Source organism: Thermosulfurimonas sp. F29 (assembly GCF_019688735.1).
GTDB lineage: Bacteria > Desulfobacterota > Thermodesulfobacteria > Thermodesulfobacteriales > Thermodesulfobacteriaceae > Thermosulfurimonas_A.
The window spans coordinates 621196-645454 of the sequence record NZ_JAIFYA010000002.1; the positions used below are offsets into that span (position 1 = coordinate 621196).

Below are 24259 nucleotides of genomic sequence, written 5' to 3' on the forward strand. Positions count from 1 at the left end.
GCACCGCAATTAGGATCAAGATGTTCCAACAGAAAGGTTCACTATTTGTGATTCCATTAATTTGTATTCAAGGAATATTAATCACGGTTTCCACTTGACCCGGTAGACCACCATGAAGGGAAAATCGTCCATTACCAGATCAAAATACCGGGGATCGTAACGACGAAGGATGTACATCTGGTTGAAATTACTCTTAAAGGAGCGCTCGTCCACCAGAAAGAGGGTTTCCCCGTAACGGGTGGGGACCACCTCCAGGATGAACCCTCTTTCCCCGAAGCTGCGGGAATGCACTCCCTCGGGAGTCTTAAAGACCATCCTGGAAATATTATAGCTCCGGCCTCCCAGATAAACCCTGTGGGCGGCGAGATCCACCCTTATTCCCCGTCTGCACAAAAGGACCTGCCCCCTTCCCATCCTCCGACATGGAGCGAGATCCAACACCAGACCGAAATGTCCCCTTCGGGTGCGGAAGTCCCAGGTACCGAAATAACCTATCCAGCCGTATTTCGGGGGGAGATCCTGGGTGAAAACCCAGTAAACGGGGTGTTCCGGAGGTGCATAGAAGCGCCCCTTTCGGGCGGAATCCGTAATCTCCTCGGCGGAATGTCCCTCCTCGAGGAGTTTCTTGAGGCCCGTTTTCCCCTCCCGGGCCACGAAGGCGGTGATGTTCCGGGCCTCCTCCGGCGAGGAAGACGCAAAGGAAAGGGCTACATAGTAGGTCTTGGGAGTGGTTTGCGAACCGCCGTCGATAAATACCGCCCGTCTGGAAAGGTAAACGAAGGCGTACCCGTAATCCCACCAGCTCCAGATCCAGGCCCCTTCCGGAAGAATACGGGAGAGTTTCTCCATGTCCCGGGCCACGAAGGAATTGGCCTTGGGCACCGGTACATAGGCGCGACTGCTTCTCTGCCCCCCGAAGACAATCACCCCCACCACGACCATCACCAGAAGGACGAGCAGATTGCGCAGAGAGGAAGAAAGGTCCAGGCCGAGGCGGGGAAGGCTTTTTTCCACGAGAATATGAACGAGAAACCCCAACCCCATCCCCACGAAAGGAGCCAGATACATGGCAAAACGATTCCCTGAACGGAATACCAGAAGACCGATGACGAAGTAAGGCCAGAGGTAGGCCAGGGCTTTTCTTTCCCGTAAAAGAAGTCCCAGGGCCCCGAGAAGCCCCGGCACGAAGAAAAATCTGTTCTGCACGGTAAGCGCAGCCACCTGAGTGACGGATTTGGTCTTCTGGAGCTCGGAAATGGATTGCAGAATGTTGGGATAGTCCCGGAATATTCCCGTCTGGGCGGAGGAGGCGATGGAAAGAATCAGTTCAAAGATCTGCTTAAAAAGGGCCACCGGGGACTTCCAGAGATACCAGAGGTTGGGGAGAAAGAGGATCCCGATAGCCCACCAGTCCCTCCTGAGGAGTTCTCTTCGACCACCCCTTTCCCGGTAAAGAAGAAAGACGAAGATCAGAAACTGGACCAGAATGAGGTGGGGATGGGCGTACCACCAGTAATATAGGAAGGCCCCCGCCGAAGCCACGCCGGCCCACACCAGGGGTCTTCGGCCTCGAAAGTACATGAAAAGGGCCCAGGCTATGAGGATCGGAAAAAATAGATTGAGGGAATCGGTGTCAAAACGGCCGATGCTGGTGCGTATCACATAGATGAAGGCCGTGACCCCGCATAGCCCCCCTAGGAGTCCAGCCGCGGTGTAACCCAGACTCTCCAGGTAAAGAAAAAGGGGGATCACGAAAAGCACCGCGGTAATGGGAGTGTAGTAAAGGGCCACCTTCTCAAGAGGGATCCCCAGCCAGTCGGAAAGTTTGGCCGCCGAAAGACTCATGAGGGGGATCGGAAAGGGATAGGTTACATTTTCGGTCAGGTAATTGTCCGGGACGAAACGATAGGGGTCGGGTTTCCCGGAACGATAGCGTCCCTCCTGCCAGTCCCGGGCCAGACGGGCAAAGTAGAAGGCGTCGTAAGAGGTAAAAATAGGACGATTGTCGTCGAGATACCATATATTTTTCCGTTTCTCCCAGATACGAAGATCGTCGAAACGCAGGCTCAAACCCGCGGCTATCACCAGAAAAACCAGAAGGATTTTGAGGGCCAGGATAACGGCCTCTTTCGGATTAGCCGAACTTGTAGGCCACACCGTAGCCCCCCCGGGGGTAATCCCACTCTATGTTGGCGTGGGGACAGGCCACCCGACAGGAACCGCACTCCACGCAGGCCTGATACCCCACGGTGATCTCTCCCCGGCGGTCCAGACGATAAACCCCCGCCGGACAGAAGTGCAAACAGGGCTTTTCCGCGCATCGTTTGCACACCGTGGGATCTTTTATTTTCAAATGGGCATACTTTTCGTCCACATAGTACTTAAGGGTAAAGATTCGGTCGTCAATGTTGACCCGGGGAAGGGGCTTCATCCCCCACCTCCTTTTTCAGGAAAATCCTCAAGGCGCAGTTTCAGGGTACCCAGAGTTTTCCCTCCTCCAGCACCCTTCGGCGCAACTCCTCTCCGGCCACCCGGAGATCCACCAGATCCACCTTCTGGGGTAGAAGCGATTCCTCCAGGATTTCCTCAAGCTCGGCAAGGAGAGGCCCCAGCTCCTCCCCGCCCTCAAAGGCCAGGTCCACATCCGAATGGGGGGCCTCCTCCCCCCGGGCGCGGGAACCGAAAAGATACACCCTTACCCCTCGACCGGCCAGAAACTCCCGCAAAAACTCTCTCAGGTCCTCTATGGTTCTTATCCTGCGCGGATCTACCATCCCCGCAGAAATCTCCCCATCCTCAGAAAATCCCGCAACAGACCCGCAAGCCCTCGCTTCTTCCGGAATAGCGTGAAGATCTCCCGGAAAACCTCCTCCTTCGCCCGCCCCTGGGCGGTGAGGTAGAGGTGCAACACCTGATTGAGGATTTCGGGATAGATTTCGAAGAAGTGCCGGTTTTCCCGGAGAAACCTCTTGAGTTTGCGAAAGTACTTCAGATCCCGGTAAATGTAACTCTGACGGAAGGCCTCCTCGTAGAGGTAAAGGGCGGCCCGGGAGAAATCCCCCCGCTCGTGGGCAAAAACGGCGGCCTTCCCCGCCATGATTCCGGAGTAAATGGCCAGATTCGTCCCCTCCCGGAAAAGGGGATTCACCAGACCGGCGGCGTCCCCCACCACCATCACCCCGTCGCCACAGAGACGGGGCAGACCCTCGAACCCCCACTCCGGAATGAGGTGCGCCCCGTACTCCAGAATCTCGCCCCCGGAAAGGAGCCGGGAAAGCACCGGGTGTCGCTTGAGGTTCTCCAGAAGCTCGTAGGGTTTGATCCCTTTTTCGGCAAAGTCCGAAAGAAAAAGCCCCACCCCCAGCGACACCGAGGTGGTGTTGGTGTAGAGAAAGCCGCTTCCCGGAAGCCCAAGGGTGGCCTCCCCGATAAGCTCCACCGCAAGCCCTTCCTCCTCCGAAAGACCGAACCTCTTTTCCACCTCGCCTTTCGGAAGCTGGATGACCTCCTTCACCGAAAGGGCCACCTCCTCGGGGGCGAAGTCCCGGGGAACGAGGCCGGCCTTCCGCGTGAGGATCCGGTTCACCCCCTCGGAAATGATGGTTACCGGGGCTCGCACCTCGGCGGGCTCGGGACGATCCCAGCTTCGGGGGCGATCCACCAGAACGCCGGACATTCTCCCCCCTTCCCGGAGCACATCCACCACCCGGACCTTGGGCACCACCAGGACCCCGGCTTCCCGGGCCCTGCCCTCCAGCCAGGGATCAAACCGGGCTCGAAAGGCCGTGTAGGCCCGGGGGGGACCCGTCCTGCGGGTCTCCTCGGTATGGGTAATCTTCACCACCCCGTTTTCCGAAAGGATCCACCAGCCCTCCTCGGTCACCGGGCGTTCAAAGGGTAACCTCTTTTCCGAAAAGAGATCCGGCACCAGAGAAAGGATGGATTCCGTATAGACCACTCCCCCGAAGAGGTTCTTCGCCCCGGAAAAACGTCCGCGCTCAAGCAAAATCACCGAAAGCCCGGCCCGGGCACAGACGATGGCCGCGGAAAGCCCCGCCGGCCCTCCACCAACCACGACCACATCGTAGGAAAAATCGCCCCTCATGCTCCCCCAACCCCAAACTCTTCCATAGCCCTCTCTATCAGCCTTCCCTGAGGCCTAACCATCCCTTCCACCGGATCGTAAAAGAGAACATTTTCCTCCACCAGAAAACGAACCTCCCGGTCCGGCAGCTCCATGTACCTCTTTTTCCCCTCCCGCCTCAGCACCTCCAGGGCCCTTCCCACCCCCTCCGCAAATCCCCTTTCTTCCGCCCGGCGCAACACCCACTCCAGACGGGTGCGTTCCGCAAGAAGCATCGCCCTGAGGGCCTCCCTCTCCCCCCACCCCTCCCTCTTCTTCTCGTAAAGCCGGATCATATCCCCCAGCTTCCCCCCGAGGTAGCACCAAATATCTTCCTTCTCCCGGAAACCGAATTCCTCGTACACCGCAAGGGCTCTCTCCTTCGAAAGATCGTCCACCAGGAGGTAACCGGCCCTTCCCTCCAGATGAGCATCCCGGTAAACCTCCTCCAGAAACAGACTGTCACTGGTAGCACAAAGAATGTGAACCAGGTGTCGCTCCTTGGTCATCCCCACAAAAAAATTGAAGAGCCCACTCAACACCGGTCGGCCCGAAGCGTTCAGCAAATCCTTTATGGTCTGCATCTCGTCAAGAAAAAGCACCGGTTTCAATCCTTCTTCTTCAATTTCGGTAAAATAATCCTCAAGAAAGGCAAAAATGTCCTCCACACTTTCTTTATCTCCGAAGAGAAGATCGAACACTCCTTCGGGAATCGGAATGCCCTTAAGAACCCGCAATGCGCGACTACTCTCCCGGATCAATTCCTTCAAAAAGTTTTTTATTTCCGCATGTTTTTGTTTTCTTACCAGAAACAGGACCCTTATGAGGTCTTCGACTTTTCGCACATTGCGCCAGCGAAAATTTATGTAAAAGGAACAGTACCCCTCGGGCAGGGTCTCCAGGAGGTGGATGAGAAGGGCGGTCTTACCGGTGTTTATGGGTCCGTACACGAAATACAGCAGATGCGGAACCCCGCCGAGAATGGACCTCAGCCTCCGTGCTTCCTCCTCCCTGTCGAAGAATTTGACCTCAGGGCTCCCCATGGCCCTTTTCCTTCCTCACGGCCTCGATGAGGGCCGGAAGGATCTCGTAAAGGTCGCCCACGATGCCGAGATCCGCGATCCGGAAGATGGGAGCCTCGGGATCCGTGTTCACCGCGATGACGAAGTCCGAGTTCTGCATCCCCACCCGGTGCTGAATGGCCCCGGAAATGCCGAAGGCGAGGTACACCCTGGGTCTCACCGTCTTTCCGGTCTGCCCCACCTGGTGCTCGTAATCTATCCAGCCGGCGTCCACCACCGCCCGACTGGCCCCCACCTCCCCTCCCAGGAGAGCGGCGAGCTCCTTCAGCAGGTCAAAACCCTCGGGCCCTCCCAGCCCCCGTCCGCCGGAAACGATAACCTCCGCGTATTCGAGATTGACGGTCTTCTCCTTCGGGATGAAGCCCACCCGCTTGACCCGCACCTCGTCCTCGCTAAGGCCCAGTTCCTCCCTTACGATCTCCCCTTCGCGGGAAGGATCTCTTTCCGGAAGGGGAAAGGTCCGGGGGCGGACCGTGGACATCTGGGGCCGGTGATCCGGGCAGAGGATGCTGGCCATGATGTTCCCGCCGAAGGCCGGACGGGTCATGATGAGGTTTTTGGTCTCCGGATCGATCTCGAGTCCGGTCACATCGGCGGTAAGCCCGGTCTCAAGGGCCGTGGCGATGGAGCCGGCAAGATCCCGGCCCAGGGTGGTGGCCCCCAGCAAAAGGATCTCCGGCCGATACTTTTCGCACAGCCTGATGATCCCGTGGGCGTAGGTCTCGTTCCGGTAATATTCCAGGACGGGGTCGTCCACGAGATAGACCCTTTCGGCCCCGTAGGCGATGGCCTCCCGGGCCAGGGGTTCGACCCCGTGTCCCAGAACCAGGGCCTCCACCCCGCCCGAAAGGTCCTTCGCCAGCTCCCGCGCCTTGCCCAGAAGCTCCCAGGACACCGGATGGGCTCTCCCCTCCTCCTGTTCCACGAAGACCCAGACCCGGGGGTTCACAGGACCCCCCTTTCTTTGAGAGCCGATACGATCCTTCTTACCGCTTCCTCCACCCCCACCTCGGACACGAAGATCCTCTCCCCGGGGCTCTTAAGCTCCGGGGTAAAGACGCGATGGACCCGGGTGGGAGACCCCTTGAGCCCCAGTTTTTCCCGGGCAAAGGGCACGGGCTCGGAGGCGGTAAAGACCTCGGGACGCACCCGCGCCGCCCGAATGAGCTCCGAAAGGGGGGCAAAGGGAGGCTCGGCCACCTCCCTGTCGCAGGTGAGAAGCACCGGAAGCGGGGCCTTAAGGATCTCCAGGCCTCGTTCCGTCTTCCTATGGACCACGATCTCCCGGGCCTCCGGATCCAGCCTTTCCACCCTGACGGCGTAGGTTATGAGAGGAAGGTTAAGCCTTCGGGCCACCCCGGGCCCCACCTGCGCGGTATCACCGTCAATGGCCTGTTTCCCGAAAAGGAGAAGATCAAAAGGGGTCTCGCGGGCGAGATGCCTTATGGCCTCGGCCAGGGTGTAGCTCGTGGCCAGGGTGTCGGCCCCGGCAAACTTCCGGTCCGAAAGGAGGATCACCCGGTCGGCACCGCACTCCACGGCCTCCCTCAGGGCGGCCTCGGCCTGCGGCGGCCCCATGGTGATCACCGTAATCCGCCCCCCGTACCGCCTCTTGAGCTCCGAGGCCAGGGCCAGGGCGTGCACATCGTAGGGATTTACGATGGAGGGTACCCCCTCCCGCACCAGGGTCCCGGTCTCCGGATTGATTCGGATGTTCGTGGTGTCCGGAACCTGTTTTATGGAAACCAGGATGTTCATGCCCTCTCCCCGAATCTAATAATGGCAGAAAGGTCCTCAAGAATCAAGTAGCAGGAGGGTACCAGGATCAGGGTAATCACCGTGGCGAAGAGCACCCCGAAGGCCAGACTTATGGCCATGGGAATCAGAAATCGGGCCTGAAGGCTCTTTTCGAGAATCATGGGAAAAAGTCCCAAGAAGGTGGTGAGCGTGGTGAGAATCACCGGCCGGAACCGCCGCACGCACGCGGTAATCACCGCCTCGGAGAGCGGGATTCCCTCCCCTTTCAGTCGATTTATCAGGTCCACCAGGATGATGGCGTCGTTCACCACCACCCCGGAAAGCCCCACGATGCCGAAGAGACTCAGGATGGAGAGCTGATACCCCAGCAGGATATGTCCCAGGAAGGCCCCCACTATGCCGAAGGGGATGGCCAGCATGATGATGAGGGGCTGGGTGAAGGAGCGAAGGGGAATGGCGATGAGGACATAGATGAGCACGAGGGCCAGGACGAATTCCTTGCGGATCTGACGGAGGGTGCGGGCCTCCTCACGCCCCTCCCCCTCGAAGGACCAGGTGAGCCCGGGATAGCGCTTCACCAGTTCGGGAAGGATTTTTTCCCTGAGGATCCTGCGGGCCTCGCTCCCGGTGATCTTGCTTTCGTCCACCCCGGCCCGCACATAGATCACCCGCCGACGATTGAGCCGCTCGAGTTTCACATAACCGGGGGCAAAGTAAGGCTCGGCCACCTCGAGAAGCGGCACGCTTCGACCCCCCGGAAGGTGAATCCGGAGGTGTTTGAGGGTTTCCAGGGTCTCCCGCTCCTTTCGGGTAAGGCGCACCAGGACGGAGATCTCGTCCTCGCCGCGCTGGAAGCGCAAGGCCTCGGCCCCGTAGAAGGCCGCCCGCACGGTGCGGGCCACATCCGAAAGGGTAATCCCCAGGGACCTCGCCCCGGGTTTGAGACGGAAACGCAACTCCTCCTTGCCCTCCACATAGCTGTCCTCTATGTCGTAAATACCCTTCATTCCGGCGAGTCTCTTTTTGAGATCCTCCACCGCGGAAAGGAGGACCCTTTCATCCGGATGGGAAAGGGCCACCGAAACGGGCTTCCCGAAGGAGAAGAGTTCCCCGGAAAAGACCAGGGAATCCACCTCGGGGACGGGCCCCACCGCCCTGCGCCAGGCGGAAACGAGTTCCCGGGTGCTTATCCCGGGTCGTTTCCCGGCCTCCACCAGACGGATCTCGATTCCGGCGATGTGGCTGCCCATCTCCGGAGGGCCTCCGTGAGGGGTGGATATGGTGGACCCCACGGAAACGAGACTGTACTCGAGGAGCCTGCGTCCGTAGCGCCTTTCCGCCTCCCGCACTACCCGAACCCCCGCGGCCTCGATGCGACGGGCCACGGCCAGGGTTTCCTCCACGGGAGATCCCGCGGGAAGTCGCACCACCGCCATGAGGCGATTTCCCTCCACCCGGGGGAAGAAACTGAACCGCAGCCTCCCCCCGAGCCACAGGGAAAACACGATAAGGAGGAGGGAAAGAAGAGAAGCCACCGTCAGCCAGCGCCAGGAAAGGATCCGGACGAGCCCCGGCCGATAGATCCTTTCCAGGAACCGCTCGAGCGGACCCGAAAGAAGGGGCCTTCGGCGAGGAATGGTGGCCCCGCGAAGGTGGGTCGGAAGCACCAGGAGGGCCTCGGTGAGGGAGCCGGCCAGAACCAGGATCACCACCAGAGGGATCACCCGCATGAAGCGCCCCATGGCCCCCACCCCGTAAAGCAACGGCCAGAAGGCGGCGATGGTGGTGAGCACGGAAAAGATCACCGGAGTGGCCACCTCAAGAGTCCCCTCCACGGCGGCGGAAAAGGGATCCCGCCCCTCCTCGCGTTTCTTGAACACACTCTCCCCCACCACTATGGCGTCGTCCACCACGATGCCCAGCACCAGGATGAAGGCAAAGAGGGAGATCATGTTGAGCGAGACCCCGAAGTGCGGCATCAACCAGAGGGCAAAGGCAAAGGAGACCGGGATACCCAGGACCACCCAGAAGGCCAGATTGAGGTGCAGGAAGAGCCCCAGGAGGACGGTCACCAGGATCATGCCGTAGGTCATGTTCTTGAGAAGGAGTTTCATCCGGGCCCGGAGGACCTCGGTCCAGTCCCGCATGATTTCCAGGTGAAGACCCGGGGGGAGAAGGGCTCGTATCTCCGGAAGGTGGCGTTTGACCGTGTTCGCGATGGTGAGCACGCTCTGATCCCCCATGCGGAAGACCTCGATCACCGCCGCGGGTTTCCCGGCGTAAAAGACCGCGTAGTCCACGCTGTCCCGCAGTTCCTCCCGGATCCGGGCGAGATCCCGCAGACGAACCACCCCGCCTTTGTCCCCGGCCAGGATCCGGAGCGTCCCGTATTCCTCCCCGAAATATCGGCGACCGCGCACCCGGACCAGGTATTCCTCGTGGGGATTCTTGAGACGACCGGCGGGAAGATCCAGGGTCTCGCGACGGATGATCTCCGCAACCTCCGAAAGACTGAGGCCGTACTTGCGGAGCTTCTCCTCCGGGATTTCGATGTGAATCTCCCGGGGAAAGAGTCCGTAGTACTCCACCTCGGTCACCCCGGGAAGAGAAAGGAGGGCGTTCTTGACCCTCTCGGTCCAGTACTTGAGGGTCTCCCGATCCACCTCACCGTAGAGGGCGAGATTCAGCACCTCGCTGCGGAGGACCACCCTCTTGACCACGGGTCGCTCCGCCTCCGCCGGGAGGGAGGAGATGCCGTCCACCTCGGTTTTTACCTCCTCCAGAAGCTCCCCGGGATCGCGGCCGCGGGCCACCTCGATGGTGATCCGCGCCTCCCCCTCCCGGGCCACGGACACGATCCGCTCGATTCCCGAAAGAGAGGCCACCCGCTCCTCAATGGGCTTGACCACCGATTCCTCGATCTCCCGGGGCGAGGCCCCGCGGTATTCCACGGAGACCACGATCTGATCCGGGGCCACCTCCGGAAAGACCTCCACCTTAATGGTGAAAAGGGAAAGGAGCCCGGCGACCAGCACGAAGATCATGAGAAGGTTGGCGGCCACATGGTTTTCGGTAAACCAGGAGATGAGCGACCTCATCGGACCACCTTCACCAGGGCTCCCTCCGTGGCTCCGGAAAGCCTCTGGGCCACCACCCGGTCGCCGGCCTTGAGTCCGGAAAGCACCACCACGGTGTCCTCGTTCTCCTGGAGGACCCGCACCCGGCGGCGCTCGAGTCTCTCACCGGTCCCCACCACCCAGACGAAGGCCTCCCCCCGCACCCGGTGAAGGGCCTCCCGCGGAAGCACGAACACCTTCGGATAGGTGGAACCGAATATTCTTACGGTAACGAAGGTGTTCGGAAGAAGGGGAGGACGGCCCGGAGGGTCCTCCAGACGGAGATAGAGGGGAAAGAGACGGGTCTTTTCCTCCACCGCCCCTCCGGCCCGCACCACCCTGGCCCGGTAGCGATAGATTCGATCCCCGGCCTTCCAGACCACCTCCGCCCGGGACCCTTCGGTCTTGCCGGAGGCGTTAAATCCCGGCACCCTGAGATAGGGGAGAAAGTAATCGGCCACCGGGGCGTAGACCTCCACCCCCACCACCGGATAGAGGACGGCGAGCACCCGCCCCGGGGAGGCGTAACCGCCCACCTCCACCCCGGCCTCGAGGACCCGTCCCCGGTAAGGGGCCCTTATCTCCGTGCGGGCGAGATCGGCCCGGGCCCGGGTGAGGGCCGCCCGGGCCGCCCGCACCCGGGCCCTCGCGGCGGAAAGCTCCGGGGTTTTGGCCACTAGCGGCGGGGGAGGCTCCTCCGGATGAAGCGTTCGCCATTCGGCCACCGAGCGCTCCGCCTCGGCGGAAAGCTCGGCAAGGGCCCTTTCGGCCTCGGCGAGCTCCGCCTCGGCCCGGGACACGGCCGCCCGATAATCCGTGGGGTCGATCCGCACCAGCACCTCCCCCCGCTCCACCACCGCCCCGGGAAGAAGACGGGGGGACACATAGATAATCCTTCCGGCCACCTCCGCGGCCAGCTCCGTGCGCCGCGGGGCCACCACCGTGCCGGTGGTCTCCACGGTGTAGGTGTAGGACCGGGGACGGGCCACGAGCACCCGCACCGCGAAGGCGGCCCGGGGGCGCTTCACCGCCCGGGGCCTGGGTCTCGATACGACGAGGTAGTACGAAAGCCCCGCCCCGACCGTAAGCACCAGAAACGCGGCCAGGGCCTGAAGGATCCCTTTTTTCATGGGTGGCCTCCGCCGGTGGTGTCCACGGAAAATCCTCCCCCCAGAGCCTCAAACAGGGAGACCCTGTTCAAAAGCAGGGCCAGCCGTGCGGAAAGAAGCCTTCTTTTAAGTTCGAGAAGGGTGAGGCGCTTTTCCAGGCACACGGGGAGCGTCACCAGCCCCTCCCCGAAACGCTCCGTGCAGAAGCGGAGTTCGGTCTCCGACGCCCGCACCTCCCTTTCCGTTTCCGAAAGCCGGCGGCGGAGTCTCTCCTCGGAAAGCAGGGCGAACTCCACCTCCCGAAAGGCCGTAAGTAAGGTTGAGGCGTAACGGGCCTCGGCCTCCCTGAGGGCGGCCCGTTCGGCCCTCTCCCCGGCGGCGAGTTTCCCGCCCTCAAAGAGCGGATGGGTGAGGGAAAAGGTGAGGGACCAGAGGCGGTTCCGGTGGGCCAGGAGATCGGAAAGGGCGTTCGAGACCCGTCCTTCCTCGGCGGTGAGAACGAGCCGGGGGAACCGGGCGGCCCTCGCGGCCCGCACCCGGGCCCTCGCGGCCCGGAGACGGGCCTCGGCGGCCCGTATGTCCGGACGCCGGCGGAGAAGCTCCGAGGGAAGACCGGGGGGTGGGAGGGGCACCGTCAGGGAACAGATCCCCTCGGGAAAACGCAGGAAGGATCGCCCGGAGGGATAGTCCCCGGCCAGAAGGGCGAGCTGCTGGAAGATCCCGGAAAGAGTCCGCTTTTTCTCCGGGATCTCCGCGGAAAGGGCGGCCAGGCGCCTGCGGAGGGCGAGAACCTCGGAGGCCGAAGCCCGTCCGGCCGCAAAACGCCCCTCCACAAGGGCGAGGTAGCGGGAAAGCACCCCTCTCTCCCGGCGTAGAAGATCCAGCTCGCAGCGGGTAAAGGCGGCCCGCAGGTAAAGGGAGACGGTTTCGGAGACCAGGGAGATGGCCAGGGCCCGGCGATCCTCCGTGGAGGCCAGCCATTCCCACCGGGCGGAAGCGGCCTCGGCGGAAATGCGCCGCCAGAGGTCCACCTCGTAAGAGATTCCCAGGCGTCCCCGGAACTCGCCGTAGATATATCCCGAAGCCCCCGGATAGGGGGTCCCCACGAAGGAGAGGCGCTGGCGGGTGCCGGAAAGCCCGGCCTCGGCCCGGGGCCACCTTTCCGAACGCCGGATCCCGAACCTGGCCGCAAGCTCCCGAATCCGCCAGGAGGCCTCCCGCAAGTCGTAATTCCGGTTGAGCACCCTCTCCACCAGCTCGTCGAGCTCTCCGATCCCCAGGGTGGTCCACCAGCGATCCGGGAGCCGCGGAAGGGTGTAGTGCGAGGGAGCGTTCACGAATTTTTCGGGAAAGGAGGGCGCGGGGAGGGAACGCTCGGGTCCGGCGGAACAGGCCGCAAGCAACATCACGGTTAAAATCGCCACCCATCCGCGCCTCATCAGGCCCCATTAAACTCCAACCTTCCCCGCTTGCGAAGCCCTCCGAAAGGTGGTAAAAAGGCCGCCGAAAACACACGCCCGGGAAACGGATCCTCCGGGGTGTCCGGTCTTTCCGGATGGGAGGATCCGGGGCGGAGGAAAAAACCCGAAAGGAGGTCTCCCTATGTCCCACATCACCATGAAGCAATTGCTCGAGGCCGGGGTGCACTTCGGTCACCAGACCCGGCGCTGGAATCCGAAGATGAAGCCCTTCATCTTCGGGGAACGCAACGGGATCCACATCATCGACCTCCAGCAGACCCTGAAGTACTTCGAGATCGCCTACGAGTTCGTGAAGAACACCGTGGCCGAGGGGGGCAAGGTCCTTTTCGTGGGCACCAAGCGCCAGGCCCAGGACACTATCCGGGAGGAGGCCACCCGTTGCGGCATGTACTATGTGGACCATCGCTGGCTCGGCGGCACGCTCACCAACTTTCGCACCATCAGACAGAGCGTGGAAAAGCTGCGCCGCATCGAGCAGTGGATGGAGGATGGCACCATCGAACGCTTCCCCAAAAAGGAACGGCTCAAGCTGGAACGCCTGCGTCAGAAACTGGAAAGGAACCTGGGGGGCATCAAGGACATGGAAACCCTGCCCCAGGTCCTCTATGTGGTGGATCCGAAGAAGGAGGAAATCGCAGTGCTCGAGGCCCGCAAGCTGGGTATTCCGGTGGTGGCCATCACCGATACCAACTGCGACCCGGACCTCATCGACTACATCATCCCCGGAAACGACGACGCCATCCGGGCCATAAAGCTTCTCACCTCCCGGATTGCCGACGCGGTGGTGGAGGGGCTGGAAATTTACCGGGAGAAGGTGGCCGCCGAATCCGACAAGGAGGTGGAGGAGGCCGGGGAGGAACTGTCCGAGGAGGAGAAGGCCGAGGCCATCATAGAAGAGGTCCTCAGGGAGGAGGAAAAGGAGGCCGAACTGGAGGAAGAGGCCCAGAAACTGGAGGAAGAGGAAGAATAATTCCGGAGAGGAGGGGGTTAAAAGATGGCGGAAATCACCATGGACATGATCAAGGAGCTCCGGGCCCGCACGGCGGCGGGCTTTATGGACTGCAAGAAGGCCCTTGAGGAAGCCGGCGGGGACATGGAAAAGGCCGTGGACATTTTGAGGAAGAAGGGGCTGGCCATCGCCGCCAAGAGGGCGGCCAAGGCCACGAGCGAGGGGGTGGTGGCGGCTTACATCCACGCCAACCACAAGATCGGGGTTCTGGTGGAGGTCAACTGTGAGACCGACTTCGTGGCCCGCACGGACGAGTTCAAGGAATTCGCCCACAATGTGGCCATGCAGATCGCGGCCACCAACCCCATCGCGGTGAGGCGGGAGGAGGTGCCGGCCGAGGTGCTGGAGCGGGAGAAGAGACTTTACGAGGAGCAGGCCAGGGAGAGCGGCAAGCCCGAAAATGTGATCGAGAAGATCGTGCAGGGGAAACTTGAAAAGTTTTATCAGGAGGCGGTGCTTCTGGAGCAGCCCTACATCAAGAATCCGGATCTCACCATTCAGGACCTCCTGAACGAGCTCATCGCCAAGACCGGGGAGAAGATCGTCATCAGGCGATTCGCCCGGTTTCAGGTGGGTGAGGAGTAGTGGAACCACACTACCGGCGCCTTCTTCTTAAGGTTTCCGGGGAGGCCCTGGGCGAGGGGGGCGGCGGGCTTTCCCCGGAAAGGCTCCGTTATGTGGCCCGGGAGCTGGCGGAGGCCCGGGCGGTGGGCGTGGAGCTGGCGCTGGTGGTGGGAGGAGGCAACATCCTGCGGGGAGCCGCGACCCGCGAATTCGACCGGGTGCGGGCCGACCAGATGGGCATGCTCGCCACCCTCATAAACGCGCTGGCCCTCTCCGAGGCCCTGCGCCGGGAAGGGGTGGAAAACCGGGTGCTTTCGGCCCTTTCCGTGGAGGGGGTGGGCGAACCCTACCACCGGGATCGGGCGCTTGAACACCTCGCCGGTGGACGGGTGGTAATCCTGGCCTGCGGCACGGGAAACCCCTTCTTCACCACCGACACCGCCGCGGTATTGCGGGCTCTGGAACTGGGGGCCGAGGCCCTCCTCAAGGCCACCAAGGTGGACGGGGTTTACGATAAGGATCCCGTGCGGGATCCCACGGCCCGAAGGTATGATTATCTTTCCTACGAGGAGGTCCTTTCCCGGAGGCTCGCGGTGATGGATCTCACGGCCTTCTCCCTGGCCCGGGAGCACGGGCTTCCTCTTCTCGTGTTTAACATGTTAAAATCCGGAAACATAAAGCGGGCGGTACTGGGCGAAAAAGTGGGCACTCTGGTGGGGGGTGAGAGGAAATGAAGGAACTTTTTGAGGACGGACGCAAACGGATGCAGAAGAGTCTCAAGGCCTTCAAGGAGGAAATGGCCCGGGTGCGCACCGGACGGGCCTCCGTAAGCCTCCTTGAGGGGATCAAGGTGGATTATTACGGCACCAAGATGCCCATTCCCCAGATGGCCACGGTGACCGTTCAGGAGGGGCGTTACATCGTGATTCAGCCCTGGGATGTCTCCACGGTGAAGGCCATCGAAAAGGCCATCATGGAATCCGACCTGGGGCTCACGCCTACCAGCGACGGAAAGATCATCCGCATCACCGTCCCCCCTCTTACCGAGGAACGCCGACGAGATCTGGTGAAGCTGGTTCGCAAGATGGCCGAGGAGGCCCGGGTGGCCATCCGGAACATCCGGCGGGAGCTCATGGACGAACTCAAAAGGATGAAAAAAGAGGGGGAGATATCCGAGGACGACTTCCACCGCTTTCAGGATCAGGTCCAGAAGCTCACGGACGAGTTTATCGGAAAGATAGAAGAGGTGCTCGAGGAAAAGGAGAAGGAAATACTTACGGTTTAGACCGGTGGTAGAGCTTGATCCCGAAAGACTTCCCCGCCATGTGGCCATCATCATGGACGGAAACGGCCGCTGGGCCAGACGGCGGGGGCTTCCGCGCTTTTTCGGACATCGGGAGGGGGTGAAGACCGCCAAGCGCATCATCACCAAGGCCTGCGAAATTCCCATCCCGGTGCTCACCCTTTACGCCTTCTCCAGGGAAAACTGGGAACGCCCCCGGGAGGAAGTCGCGGTTCTCATGGACCTCCTGCGGGCCTACCTCCGGGAGGAGCTTCCCACCATGCTGGAGAGGGGCATTCGGTTTCGCGTGATCGGGGAGAGGGAGCGTTTCCCGGGGGACATACAGGAGATGATCGCGCGGGTGGAGAAGGAGACCGCTTCCGGCGAGCGGATGACCCTGGTGCTGGCTCTGAGCTACGGGGCCCGGCACGAATTGGCCCGGGCGGCCCGGTTGCTTGCCGAGGAGGTCTGCGCCGGGCGTCTGCGGCCGGAGGACATCACCCCGGAAACCCTCTCCCGGCACCTCTACACCGTCGATCTTCCGGACCCCGACCTCCTCATCCGCACCAGCGGGGAGATGAGGCTATCCAACTTCCTTCTCTACCAGTGCGCCTATACGGAGTTTTACTTCACCCCGGTCCTCTGGCCGGACTTCACCGAGGAGGAATTCCTGAAGGCGCTTGCGGACTATCAGCGCCGCGAACGCCGCTTCGGAAGGGTATGAGAAACCTCGTTTTCCGGGTCCTTACCGCGGTCGCCCTCCTTCCTCCCCTTATCCTGCTCGTACTCCGCGGACCCTCGTGGGCCCTCTTTCTGGTAACGCTTCTTGCCGGGGGACACGCCCTGCGCGAGTGGTGGGAGATGACCGGATTCCCCCGGGGGCTCTTCCTTCTGGCCGTCGCAGGATACTTCGCGGCCTTTTTCCTGGCCGAAAGAAGTCTCATCGGGGCTCTCTGGGTACTGCTCGCGACCCCCACCCTTTACTTTCTCCTCCGGTTCGAGAAGGAAAACTTCCTGGTTCCCTTCTCGCTGGCGCTTGCGGGACTGATCTATACCTTCGTGGGATTCTGGTCCCTTTACCGTTTGAGCGAGGCGGGGCGGCTCAGCCTGCTTTTTCTTCTGACTCTGATCTTTACGGAGGACACCGCGGCCTACTTCGGAGGAAGGTCCTTCGGACGACATCCCTTTTTTGCCGCGGTAAGCCCGAAAAAGACCCTGGAGGGATACCTCTGCGGGGTGTTCGCCGGAACGGCGGCGGCCTTCGTGCTGGCGGTGAGGACCGGGCTTTTTCCTCCGGGGGAGGCCCTTCTTCTGGGCCTTTCCCTTTCGGTCCTTGCCCCGGCCGGAGACCTGCTGGAGTCCATGGTTAAGAGGGCCTGCGGGGTCAAGGACTCCGGGAGGATCCTTCCCGGTCACGGGGGGCTTCTCGACCGGGTAGACGCCCTCATCTTCCTGGCCCCTCTCTTCCGTGCCTATCTGGAGATACGAGGGGGAGGCCCTTGAAAAACATAGTCGTTCTGGGTTCCACGGGTTCGGTGGGCCGTCAGACCCTTGAGGTGGTGGAGGAATTTCCGGATCGCTTCCGAGTCCTGGCCCTCACCGCCGCCGGAAACTGGAAACTTCTTGCCGAGCAGGCCCGCCGTTTTCGCCCCCGGGTGGTGGTCATCCTGAGGGAGGATCTTTATTCCCCCCTGCGGGAGGCCCTGCCGGGAGAGACGGAGGTCCTTTGCGGGGAGAGGGCCCTTTCGGAGGTGGCCTCCCATCCGGAGGCCGATCTGGTGGTCTCGGCCATAGTGGGAATGGCCGGCCTTTCCCCCACCCTTGCGGCGCTTTCCGCCGGAAAAACCGTGGCCCTCGCCAACAAGGAGGCCCTGGTGACCGGGGGAGAACTGGTCCGGGGGACCCTCAGAAAAAGTCGAGCCCGGATACTTCCGGTGGACAGCGAACACTCGGCCATATTTCAGGTCCTTAAAGGCCAGCGCCGTCGGGACCTGAAGCGCATCATCCTTACCGCCTCCGGCGGCCCCTTCCGCACCCGTCCCCGGGAGAGCTTCGCCCGCATCAGCCCGGAGGAGGCCCTGAAACATCCCCGCTGGCGCATGGGGGCCAAGATCACCGTGGACTCCGCCACCCTGATGAACAAGGGCCTGGAGGTGATCGAGGCCCACTACCTCTTTCGGGTCTCCTACGACCGCATCCGGGTGGTCATCCATCCCGAAAGCATCGTGCACTCCCTGGTGGAATTCCGGGACGGGAGCCTGCTGGCTCAGCTAAGCCTTCCGGACATGCGCCTTCCCATCGCCTACGCCCTCTCCTACCCGGAAAGACTTCCCCTGCCCTATCCGCGTCTTTCCCTGGTGGAGGTGGGGCGACTCACCTTTGAGCCCCCGGATCCGGAGCGTTTCCCCTGTCTGACCCTGGCTTACGAGGCGGGAAGACGGGGCGGCTTCTGGCCCGTGGCCCTGAACGCGGCCAACGAGGTGGCGGTGGCCGCCTTTCTCGAGCGTCGTCTTTCCTTCGATCGGATCCCGGTGCTCATCGAAGAGACCCTCTCCAGACTTTCCTTTTCCGGGAAACCGGGTAGTTTAGAGGAAATCCTTTCGGCGGACCGCAGGACCAGGGCGCTGGCCGAAAGACTGGTTGAGGAGTGGACATGCTCACCGTAGCCGCGGCCCTCTTCGTGCTGTCGCTTCTCATCATCATTCACGAATGGGGACACTTTCTGGCGGCAAGACTCTGCGGAGTCCGGGTTCTGCGGTTTTCCATAGGTTTCGGCCCACGAATCTTCGGAAAGACCGTTGGGGAAACAGACTTCTGTGTCTCGGCGGTGCCCCTCGGGGGTTATGTGAAACTCCTGGGGGAGGGCGAGGAGGAGGTTCCCCCCGAATGGCGCCACCGGGCCTTTTCCACCAGACCCCTGTGGCAGAGGGCCCTCATCGTGGCGGCGGGGCCCGTGTTCAACTTCCTCCTGGCCTGGCTGGTCTTCACCCTGTTTTTCGTCGTGAAGGGACGCCCTCTTCTCCTGCCGGAGGTGGGAAAGGTCCTTCCGGAGAGCCCCGCGGCCCGGGCCGGCCTCAAGCCCGGAGACCGGATCCTTTCCGTGGACGGGGTCCGGGTGCGCACCTGGGAGGAACTCACCCGGGCGGTGCGCAAACACACCGAACGCCCGCTTCTCCTCGTCCTGAAGCGAGGCGATCGGACCCTCCGGATAAGACTCCGTCCGGAAGTAAAGGAGACCCGGAACATCTTCGGAGAAACGATCCGGGTCCCGGTGATAGGGATCGTGGCTTCCGGGAGGTTCGAAACGGAAAGGGTGGCTCCGTGGTCGGCGGTATGGGAGGGACTCGCACGCACCCTTTCCCTCATCAAGCTCACCCTGGTGGCCATAGTGAAACTCGTCGAACGGGTGCTTCCCCTTTCCTCGCTGGGAGGGCCTCTCCTCATCGCTCAGATGGCCGGTCAGCAGGCCCGGGAGGGTTTCCTGGCCCTGCTTCTCTTCGCGGGAATCCTCTCGGTCAACCTGGGGGTGATCAACCTGCTCCCCATCCCCATGCTTGACGGAGGGCACCTGGTTTTCTATGCGGTGGAGGCGGTGCGAGGGCGACCTCTCTCCCCCAAAACCCAGGAAAGGATCCAGAAGGTCGGCCTGGCCCTCCTCATTACCCTGATGGTTCTGGTGTTTTACAACGACCTGGTGCGTCTCTTCCCGCGATGGGTACCCAGAATACCTCACCCCTGATTCTGGCCTTTGAAACCTCGGGCGAGACCGGCGGAGTGGCCCTCCACCGGGAGCGACTCCTCGGGGAGGTGCTCCTCTCCGGTTCGATCACCTACTCCCGCAGGTTGCTTCCGGCGGTGGAGTTTCTCCTGCGCCAGCTGGATCTCTCTCTGCGGGAGGTGGAGATCCTGGCGGTATCCATAGGTCCGGGGAGTTTTACGGGATTGCGCATCGGTCTGGCCACGGTAAAGGGTCTGAGCCTGGCCCTGGGGTGTCGGGTGGTGGCGGTGGAAACCCTGGAAGCCCTTGCGGCGCTGGTTGCGGAGGTGCCCTGGCCGATCTGCCCGGTGCTCGACGCGAGGCGGGGCGAGGTCTTTGCCGCCCTCTATCGCCGCGAGGAAGGACGGTTGGTCCCTCTTCTCCCCCCCACGGTGCTTTCCCCGGAGAGACTCTGCGAAAGTATTACGGAACCGACTCTCTTCGTGGGAGAAGGGCTCAGGGTTTACGGGGCCTTTTTCCGGGAAAGGCTTGGGGCCCATTTTCGGGAGGCCCCGGTGCATCTCCGGGAGGGGCGGGCCGCGGCGGTGGCGGCGCTGGCCGCCGAAAAGGCCCGGCGCGGGGAATTCGCCGATCCGGCCCGGCTGGTGCCTCTTTACCTGCGGGCCACCGAGGCCGAAAGGGCCCGGGGGTTAAGCGGTGTTTAGATTTCTCCTCCGACGCCTGGTTTCCCTGGCCATCACCTTTTTCGGGATCACGGTGATCAGTTTTGCGGTTATCCATCTGGCCCCCGGAAGTCCGGTGAGCTCGGTGGCGGAATTCAACCCCAGGTTCACCCCCGAGATGCGGGAACGGCTGCGACGGGAGTTCGGGCTGGATCAGCCGCTTTACAAGCAGTACCTTCGGTGGCTCAAGGGACTGGCCACCCTTGATCTCGGAAGATCCTTTGCCCCGGATCGCCGGCCGGTCTGGGAAAAGATCCGGGAACGACTCCCGATCACCGTCCTCATAAATGTGCTGGCCATGGGGCTGATCCTGGCGGTGGGCATCCCCCTGGGGGTGGCCTCGGCGGTGCGGGAGGGGAGCCTCTTCGACCGCGCCACCACCATCCTGGTCTTCGTGGGCTACGCCATGCCCGGCTTCTGGCTGGCCCTTCTTCTCATGCTCCTTTTCGGGATCAAGCTGGGATGGCTCCCGGTCTCGGGCCTCCACAGTCTCATGGGCTACCAGTCCCTCAGCCTTACGGGAAAGGTGCTCGACTGGGCCAAACACCTGGTGCTTCCGGTCTTCGTGGCCGCCTTCGGAGGGCTCGCCGGGGTCTCCCGTTACATGCGCCACAGCATGCTCGAGGCCCTCTCCCAGGACTACATCCTTACCGCCCGGGCCAAGGGTCTTTCGGAAAGGGAGGTGGTTTACAAACACGCCCTGAGAAACGCCCTTCTTCCCATCATCACCATTCTGGGGCTCTCGGTGCCCGGGCTCGTGGGCGGAAGCGTCATCTTCGAGTCCATCTTCGGGATCCCCGGGGTGGGACAGCTCATGTGGCAGGCGGTCATGGCCAGGGATTACCCCGTGATCATGGGCAACCTGGTGATCGTGTCCGTGCTCACCCTTCTGGGGAACCTGCTGGCGGACCTGGGTTACGCCCTGGCGGATCCCCGAATTCGCCTTGAGGGACGAAGCTGATGGAGACCCTGCGGCTGCTGTGGCGGCATCCCTGGGGACGGCTCTCTCTTCTGGCCGTGGGCGGATTGATCCTGGTGGCGGCAGCGGCCCCTTATCTGGCTCCCTACGATCCGCTGGCCGTAAATGTAAAAGAGGTGCTCGCCCCACCCTCCTGGCACCATCCCTTCGGCACCGATCTTCTGGGACGGGATGTGCTCTCGCGAATGATTTACGGAACCAGGATTTCGCTCGAGGTGGGGGTGGTGGCGGTGGGAGTGTCGCTGGCCGTGGGCACGGTGCTCGGGGCGCTGGCCGGCTATTACGGAGGCTGGGTGGACACCCTCATCTCCCGGCTGATCGACATCATGCTCTGTTTCCCCACCATCTTTCTGATCCTTGCGGTCATCGCCTATCTGGAGCCCTCCATCCTGAACATCATGATCGTGATCGGACTAACCAGCTGGATGGGGGTGGCCCGTCTGGTGCGGGCGGAGTTTCTGAGCCTCCGGGAACGGGAGTTCGTGCTTTCGGCGCGATTGAGCGGGGCCTCGGACCTGAGGATCATCTTCGTGCACCTCCTTCCCAACGCCCTACCCCCCATTCTGGTGGCCGCCACCCTGGGGGTGGGCAACGCCATCCTCATCGAGTCCGCTCTCTCCTTCCTGGGACTGGGGGTACAGCCCCCCACGCCCTCCTGGGGCAACATGCTCACCGAGGGTAAAAGCTGCTTGGAGGTGGCCTGGTGGCTTTCGGTATTTCCGGGGCTGGCCATCCTCTTCACCGTGCTGGCCTTCAACCTCCTGGGCGAAACCTTGCAGGAGGTCACCAATCCCCGCAAACGCCCCCTTTAAAAAATTTTCTAAAAAGCCCTTTGGCCTCCCGGAACCTCGCCATACCTGAATAGAACCAGGACCGCGTTGGGGGTTTAGCCCCCCTTTTTTTATTTTTTGCTTCAGAGAGCTTTGCAAAATTCTTTTTGCCAGGCTCTCACACCATGACTTTCCGGACCGTAAGAGCCTGTGCAAACTCTCCCGTATGTTGTTAAACTTTGCTGCGGGTATAAACCCGCGAGCGCCCGGGTGTAATACATGATCCGCGTTAACAATCTTTCCTATCGATATCCCGGGGGGTGCCGTGAAGCCCTGTCAAGGGTCTCCCTTAAGGTGTATCCGGGGGAATTACTTCTTCTTTCCGGGGAGACCGGTTCGGGAAAAAGCACGCTTCTTTCCGTACTGTGCGGGCTCATTCCCTCACAGGCCGGAGGTGAATTTTCCGGTGAAGTGGAGGTCCTGGGGCGAAAGGCCCCTTTTTCTCCAGCGGACATTTTTCCAGAAGTAGCCGTAGTGCTTCAGAATCCGGCTGAGGGACTAGTGGCGGACACGGTCTTTTCCGAGGTGGCCTTCGGGCTGGAGAATTTGGGCTATCCGGAAAGGGAAATAGTCCTCCGGGTAGAGGAGGCCCTCTCCGCGGTGGGGCTAGGGGGGTTTGAGGACCGAAAACTTTCCGAACTTTCCGGAGGGGAAAGACAGAGGGCGGCCCTGGCCGCGGCCCTGGCCCTGAGACCGAAATTACTTCTTCTTGACGAACCGCTGGCCCAGCTTGACCACAAAGCCGCCCGGAGGATCATGACCCTTCTTCGGAAACTCTCCCGCCGTGGAATAACCGTAGTGCTTGCGGAACATCGTCTGAACCTGGCTATCACCGAGGTGGACCGCATAATCCATCTCAGCGGGGGACGCAAGGTTTACGACGGCCGGCCGCAAAACTTCACCCCTCCGGAAAGAAGTCTCCCTCGCCCGCGTCCCTCGCGTTCTGGTGAGGTAAGACTCGAATTGCGCAATCTGAGCTTTGCTTACCCGGGGCGTCCGCCAATCTTCTCCGGGGTGAATCTTGCTTTCCGAACCGGAGAAAGGATAGCCCTTCTCGGTGAAAACGGCTCCGGAAAGAGCACCTTTCTCCATCTTTTGGGCGGACTGCTCAAGCCCTCCGGAGGAGAAATAAGATGGCATCTTCCCGATTCTCGCGACAGCCTGAGGGTGGGACTCCTTCTCCAGGATCCCGACCTCATGCTCGTTCACGAGCGGGTGGCCTCGGAGCTCGAGTTTACCCCTCAAAACCTGGGACTCCCTAAAATGCAACGGGAAATTCGAATTCGGGAGGTGGCCCGAAAGCTAGATCTGGAGGGGCATCTGGGACGGAATCCTCTGGCCCTCTCCCGAGGAGAAAGACTCCGGGTAGCCCTGGGAGCGATACTCACAGGAAAGCCCCGGGTGCTCCTACTGGATGAACCGACCACCGCACAGGATCCACGGCATCTGAGCGGGCTTCTCTCCGCCCTTTCCGCCGACCTCCTCTTTTTCTCCACCCACGAGGAGGACATAGCCAGGGCCCTGGCCAGCCGTATACTCCGTTTCCCACTGTCTTCCGGGGTTAAGAGGACCGCATGAGAGACCTTCATCCCTACACCAAACTGGCACTGGTGTTTGCGATTTCTGGATTTTCCGTGCTTCTGGACGGAGTTCGAGCCATCTCCGTTTTGGCTGCCTTCTCCGTGACCGCCTTTCTTCTCTCCCGCCCCTCCCCTCGAACCCTCAAAACCTATCTGATTTTCACCGGGGCCACAGTCTGGGGACTCACGATAAGTCAGGGATTTTTCTATCAGGACTATCCCCGCACCGTCCTTTGGTGCCTTATTCCTCCGGGAAAATATTTTTCCGGACTCTGTCTCATCCGGGAGGGACTTTCTTACGGAGCCCTTCAGTCCCTCAGGATGGTGGCCGGACTTTCAGCCGGACTCTATCTGGTGACCACCACCCCCGTGGAAATGCTCATGAGGGCGCTTGCAACCCTTCCGGCTCCCCGAGGGCTTACCCTCCTTGCGGCCTCGGCGGTGCGTTTCCTGCCCCGGGTAAGCGAAGACCTGCATCTCGTCCGTCAGGCCCTGAGGCTCAGGGGTTATCGTTTCGATCTCCGGCACCCCTTGAGATCCATTGCTGTGGAGCTCTCGATGGTAAAACCCCTTCTTACCCGCTCGGTGAAGGAATCCCGTCGGCTAGCCGAGGCCCTGCTCCTGCGGGGCTTCGATCCCTTAAGCCCGATGCCTGTACGCAAATTTCCTCCCTGGCCTCGCCGGGAAAAGATCCTGACCATCTTGATCCTGGGGCTCACCCTGGTGGTTCTAATCCTCAAGATCCTCTTCTGGCTCTATCTGCAGGACATACTTTATCTGGAAAGGCTGCGTCCCCTTTACGCTCTGGTAAGAGTTTACCTCTAAATTCGTCGTTCATCTCCCGATCACTTGCCTTAACGAAAGGCATACTTATTTTTATCTGCAGAGAATAATAGAAATGTCCAA

23 protein-coding genes are annotated in these 24259 nt (G+C 61.5%); 13 read left to right on the forward strand and 10 right to left on the reverse strand.

What is annotated here, in order from left to right:
• Positions 1–81: 81 nt before the first annotated feature.
• The 10 genes from K3767_RS07770 to K3767_RS07815 are packed head-to-tail and all read right to left on the reverse strand — an operon-like array spanning position 82 to position 12627.
• Positions 82–2157, reverse strand: a complete 2076-nt coding sequence (locus K3767_RS07770) for an STT3 domain-containing protein (RefSeq protein ID WP_221173001.1) — start codon at positions 2155–2157, stop codon at positions 82–84.
• Positions 2135–2431, reverse strand: a complete 297-nt coding sequence (locus tag K3767_RS07775) for a ferredoxin family protein (RefSeq protein WP_221173002.1) — start codon at positions 2429–2431, stop codon at positions 2135–2137. The genes K3767_RS07770 and K3767_RS07775 overlap by 23 nt, the downstream gene beginning before the upstream one ends.
• A 40-nt stretch (positions 2432–2471) precedes the next feature.
• Positions 2472–2774: a nucleotidyltransferase family protein gene (locus K3767_RS07780; RefSeq protein ID WP_221173003.1), complete on the reverse strand. Its 303-nt coding sequence runs from the start codon at positions 2772–2774 to the stop codon at positions 2472–2474.
• Complete coding sequence (locus K3767_RS07785) at positions 2768–4105, reverse strand: FAD-dependent oxidoreductase (protein WP_221173004.1); 1338 nt, start codon at positions 4103–4105, stop codon at positions 2768–2770. Before K3767_RS07785 ends, K3767_RS07780 begins: the two co-directional genes overlap by 7 nt.
• Positions 4102–5166 carry an ATP-binding protein gene (locus K3767_RS07790; protein WP_221173005.1) on the reverse strand — a complete coding sequence of 355 codons (1065 nt, stop codon included), beginning with the start codon at positions 5164–5166 and terminating at the stop codon, positions 4102–4104. Before K3767_RS07790 ends, K3767_RS07785 begins: the two co-directional genes overlap by 4 nt.
• On the reverse strand, positions 5153–6154 hold the full coding sequence (locus tag K3767_RS07795; RefSeq protein ID WP_221173006.1) for an electron transfer flavoprotein subunit alpha/FixB family protein: 1002 nt from the start codon (positions 6152–6154) through the stop codon (positions 5153–5155). The genes K3767_RS07790 and K3767_RS07795 overlap by 14 nt, the downstream gene beginning before the upstream one ends.
• Positions 6151–6963 (reverse strand): electron transfer flavoprotein subunit beta/FixA family protein, encoded by an 813-nt coding sequence (locus tag K3767_RS07800; RefSeq protein WP_221173007.1) that lies wholly within the window; start codon positions 6961–6963, stop codon positions 6151–6153. The genes K3767_RS07795 and K3767_RS07800 overlap by 4 nt, the downstream gene beginning before the upstream one ends.
• Complete coding sequence (locus K3767_RS07805) at positions 6960–10061, reverse strand: efflux RND transporter permease subunit (RefSeq protein WP_221173008.1); 3102 nt, start codon at positions 10059–10061, stop codon at positions 6960–6962. The genes K3767_RS07800 and K3767_RS07805 overlap by 4 nt, the downstream gene beginning before the upstream one ends.
• Positions 10058–11209: an efflux RND transporter periplasmic adaptor subunit gene (locus tag K3767_RS07810; RefSeq protein ID WP_221173009.1), complete on the reverse strand. Its 1152-nt coding sequence runs from the start codon at positions 11207–11209 to the stop codon at positions 10058–10060. The genes K3767_RS07805 and K3767_RS07810 overlap by 4 nt, the downstream gene beginning before the upstream one ends.
• Positions 11206–12627 (reverse strand): efflux transporter outer membrane subunit, encoded by a 1422-nt coding sequence (locus tag K3767_RS07815; protein WP_221173010.1) that lies wholly within the window; start codon positions 12625–12627, stop codon positions 11206–11208. The genes K3767_RS07810 and K3767_RS07815 overlap by 4 nt, the downstream gene beginning before the upstream one ends.
• 163 nt (positions 12628–12790) lie before the next feature.
• Here K3767_RS07815 and rpsB point away from each other — a divergent pair, with 163 nt between their 5' ends.
• The 13 genes from rpsB to K3767_RS07880 all read left to right on the forward strand — a co-directional run bounded on the left by rpsB (position 12791) and on the right by K3767_RS07880 (position 24178).
• Complete coding sequence (gene rpsB / locus K3767_RS07820) at positions 12791–13639, forward strand: 30S ribosomal protein S2 (protein WP_221173011.1); 849 nt, start codon at positions 12791–12793, stop codon at positions 13637–13639.
• A gap of 24 nt (positions 13640–13663) precedes the next feature.
• Positions 13664–14263 (forward strand): translation elongation factor Ts, encoded by a 600-nt coding sequence (gene tsf, locus K3767_RS07825; protein ID WP_221173012.1) that lies wholly within the window; start codon positions 13664–13666, stop codon positions 14261–14263.
• Positions 14263–14976 (forward strand): UMP kinase, encoded by a 714-nt coding sequence (pyrH, locus tag K3767_RS07830; RefSeq protein ID WP_221173013.1) that lies wholly within the window; start codon positions 14263–14265, stop codon positions 14974–14976. The genes tsf and pyrH overlap by 1 nt, the downstream gene beginning before the upstream one ends.
• Positions 14973–15527 carry a ribosome recycling factor gene (gene frr, locus K3767_RS07835; protein ID WP_221173014.1) on the forward strand — a complete coding sequence of 185 codons (555 nt, stop codon included), beginning with the start codon at positions 14973–14975 and terminating at the stop codon, positions 15525–15527. Before pyrH ends, frr begins: the two co-directional genes overlap by 4 nt.
• Before the next feature lie 4 nt (positions 15528–15531).
• Positions 15532–16248, forward strand: a complete 717-nt coding sequence (locus K3767_RS07840) for an isoprenyl transferase (protein WP_221173015.1) — start codon at positions 15532–15534, stop codon at positions 16246–16248.
• Complete coding sequence (locus K3767_RS07845; RefSeq protein ID WP_221173016.1) at positions 16245–17027, forward strand: phosphatidate cytidylyltransferase; 783 nt, start codon at positions 16245–16247, stop codon at positions 17025–17027. The genes K3767_RS07840 and K3767_RS07845 overlap by 4 nt, the downstream gene beginning before the upstream one ends.
• Positions 17024–18190: a 1-deoxy-D-xylulose-5-phosphate reductoisomerase gene (locus K3767_RS07850; protein WP_221173017.1), complete on the forward strand. Its 1167-nt coding sequence runs from the start codon at positions 17024–17026 to the stop codon at positions 18188–18190. The genes K3767_RS07845 and K3767_RS07850 overlap by 4 nt, the downstream gene beginning before the upstream one ends.
• Positions 18178–19263 carry an RIP metalloprotease RseP gene (rseP, locus tag K3767_RS07855; protein ID WP_221173018.1) on the forward strand — a complete coding sequence of 362 codons (1086 nt, stop codon included), beginning with the start codon at positions 18178–18180 and terminating at the stop codon, positions 19261–19263. The genes K3767_RS07850 and rseP overlap by 13 nt, the downstream gene beginning before the upstream one ends.
• Positions 19236–19946 (forward strand): tRNA (adenosine(37)-N6)-threonylcarbamoyltransferase complex dimerization subunit type 1 TsaB, encoded by a 711-nt coding sequence (tsaB, locus tag K3767_RS07860; protein WP_221173019.1) that lies wholly within the window; start codon positions 19236–19238, stop codon positions 19944–19946. The genes rseP and tsaB overlap by 28 nt, the downstream gene beginning before the upstream one ends.
• Complete coding sequence (locus K3767_RS07865) at positions 19939–20925, forward strand: ABC transporter permease (protein ID WP_221173020.1); 987 nt, start codon at positions 19939–19941, stop codon at positions 20923–20925. The genes tsaB and K3767_RS07865 overlap by 8 nt, the downstream gene beginning before the upstream one ends.
• Positions 20925–21755 (forward strand): ABC transporter permease, encoded by an 831-nt coding sequence (locus K3767_RS07870; RefSeq protein ID WP_221173021.1) that lies wholly within the window; start codon positions 20925–20927, stop codon positions 21753–21755. The genes K3767_RS07865 and K3767_RS07870 overlap by 1 nt, the downstream gene beginning before the upstream one ends.
• Before the next feature lie 237 nt (positions 21756–21992).
• Positions 21993–23351, forward strand: coding sequence for an ABC transporter ATP-binding protein (locus K3767_RS07875; RefSeq protein WP_221173022.1), 1359 nt, complete (start codon positions 21993–21995; stop codon positions 23349–23351).
• A complete protein-coding gene (locus K3767_RS07880) occupies positions 23348–24178 on the forward strand; it encodes an energy-coupling factor transporter transmembrane component T (RefSeq protein WP_221173023.1) in 831 nt (276 codons plus the stop codon). Before K3767_RS07875 ends, K3767_RS07880 begins: the two co-directional genes overlap by 4 nt.
• Positions 24179–24259 lie beyond the last annotated feature (81 nt).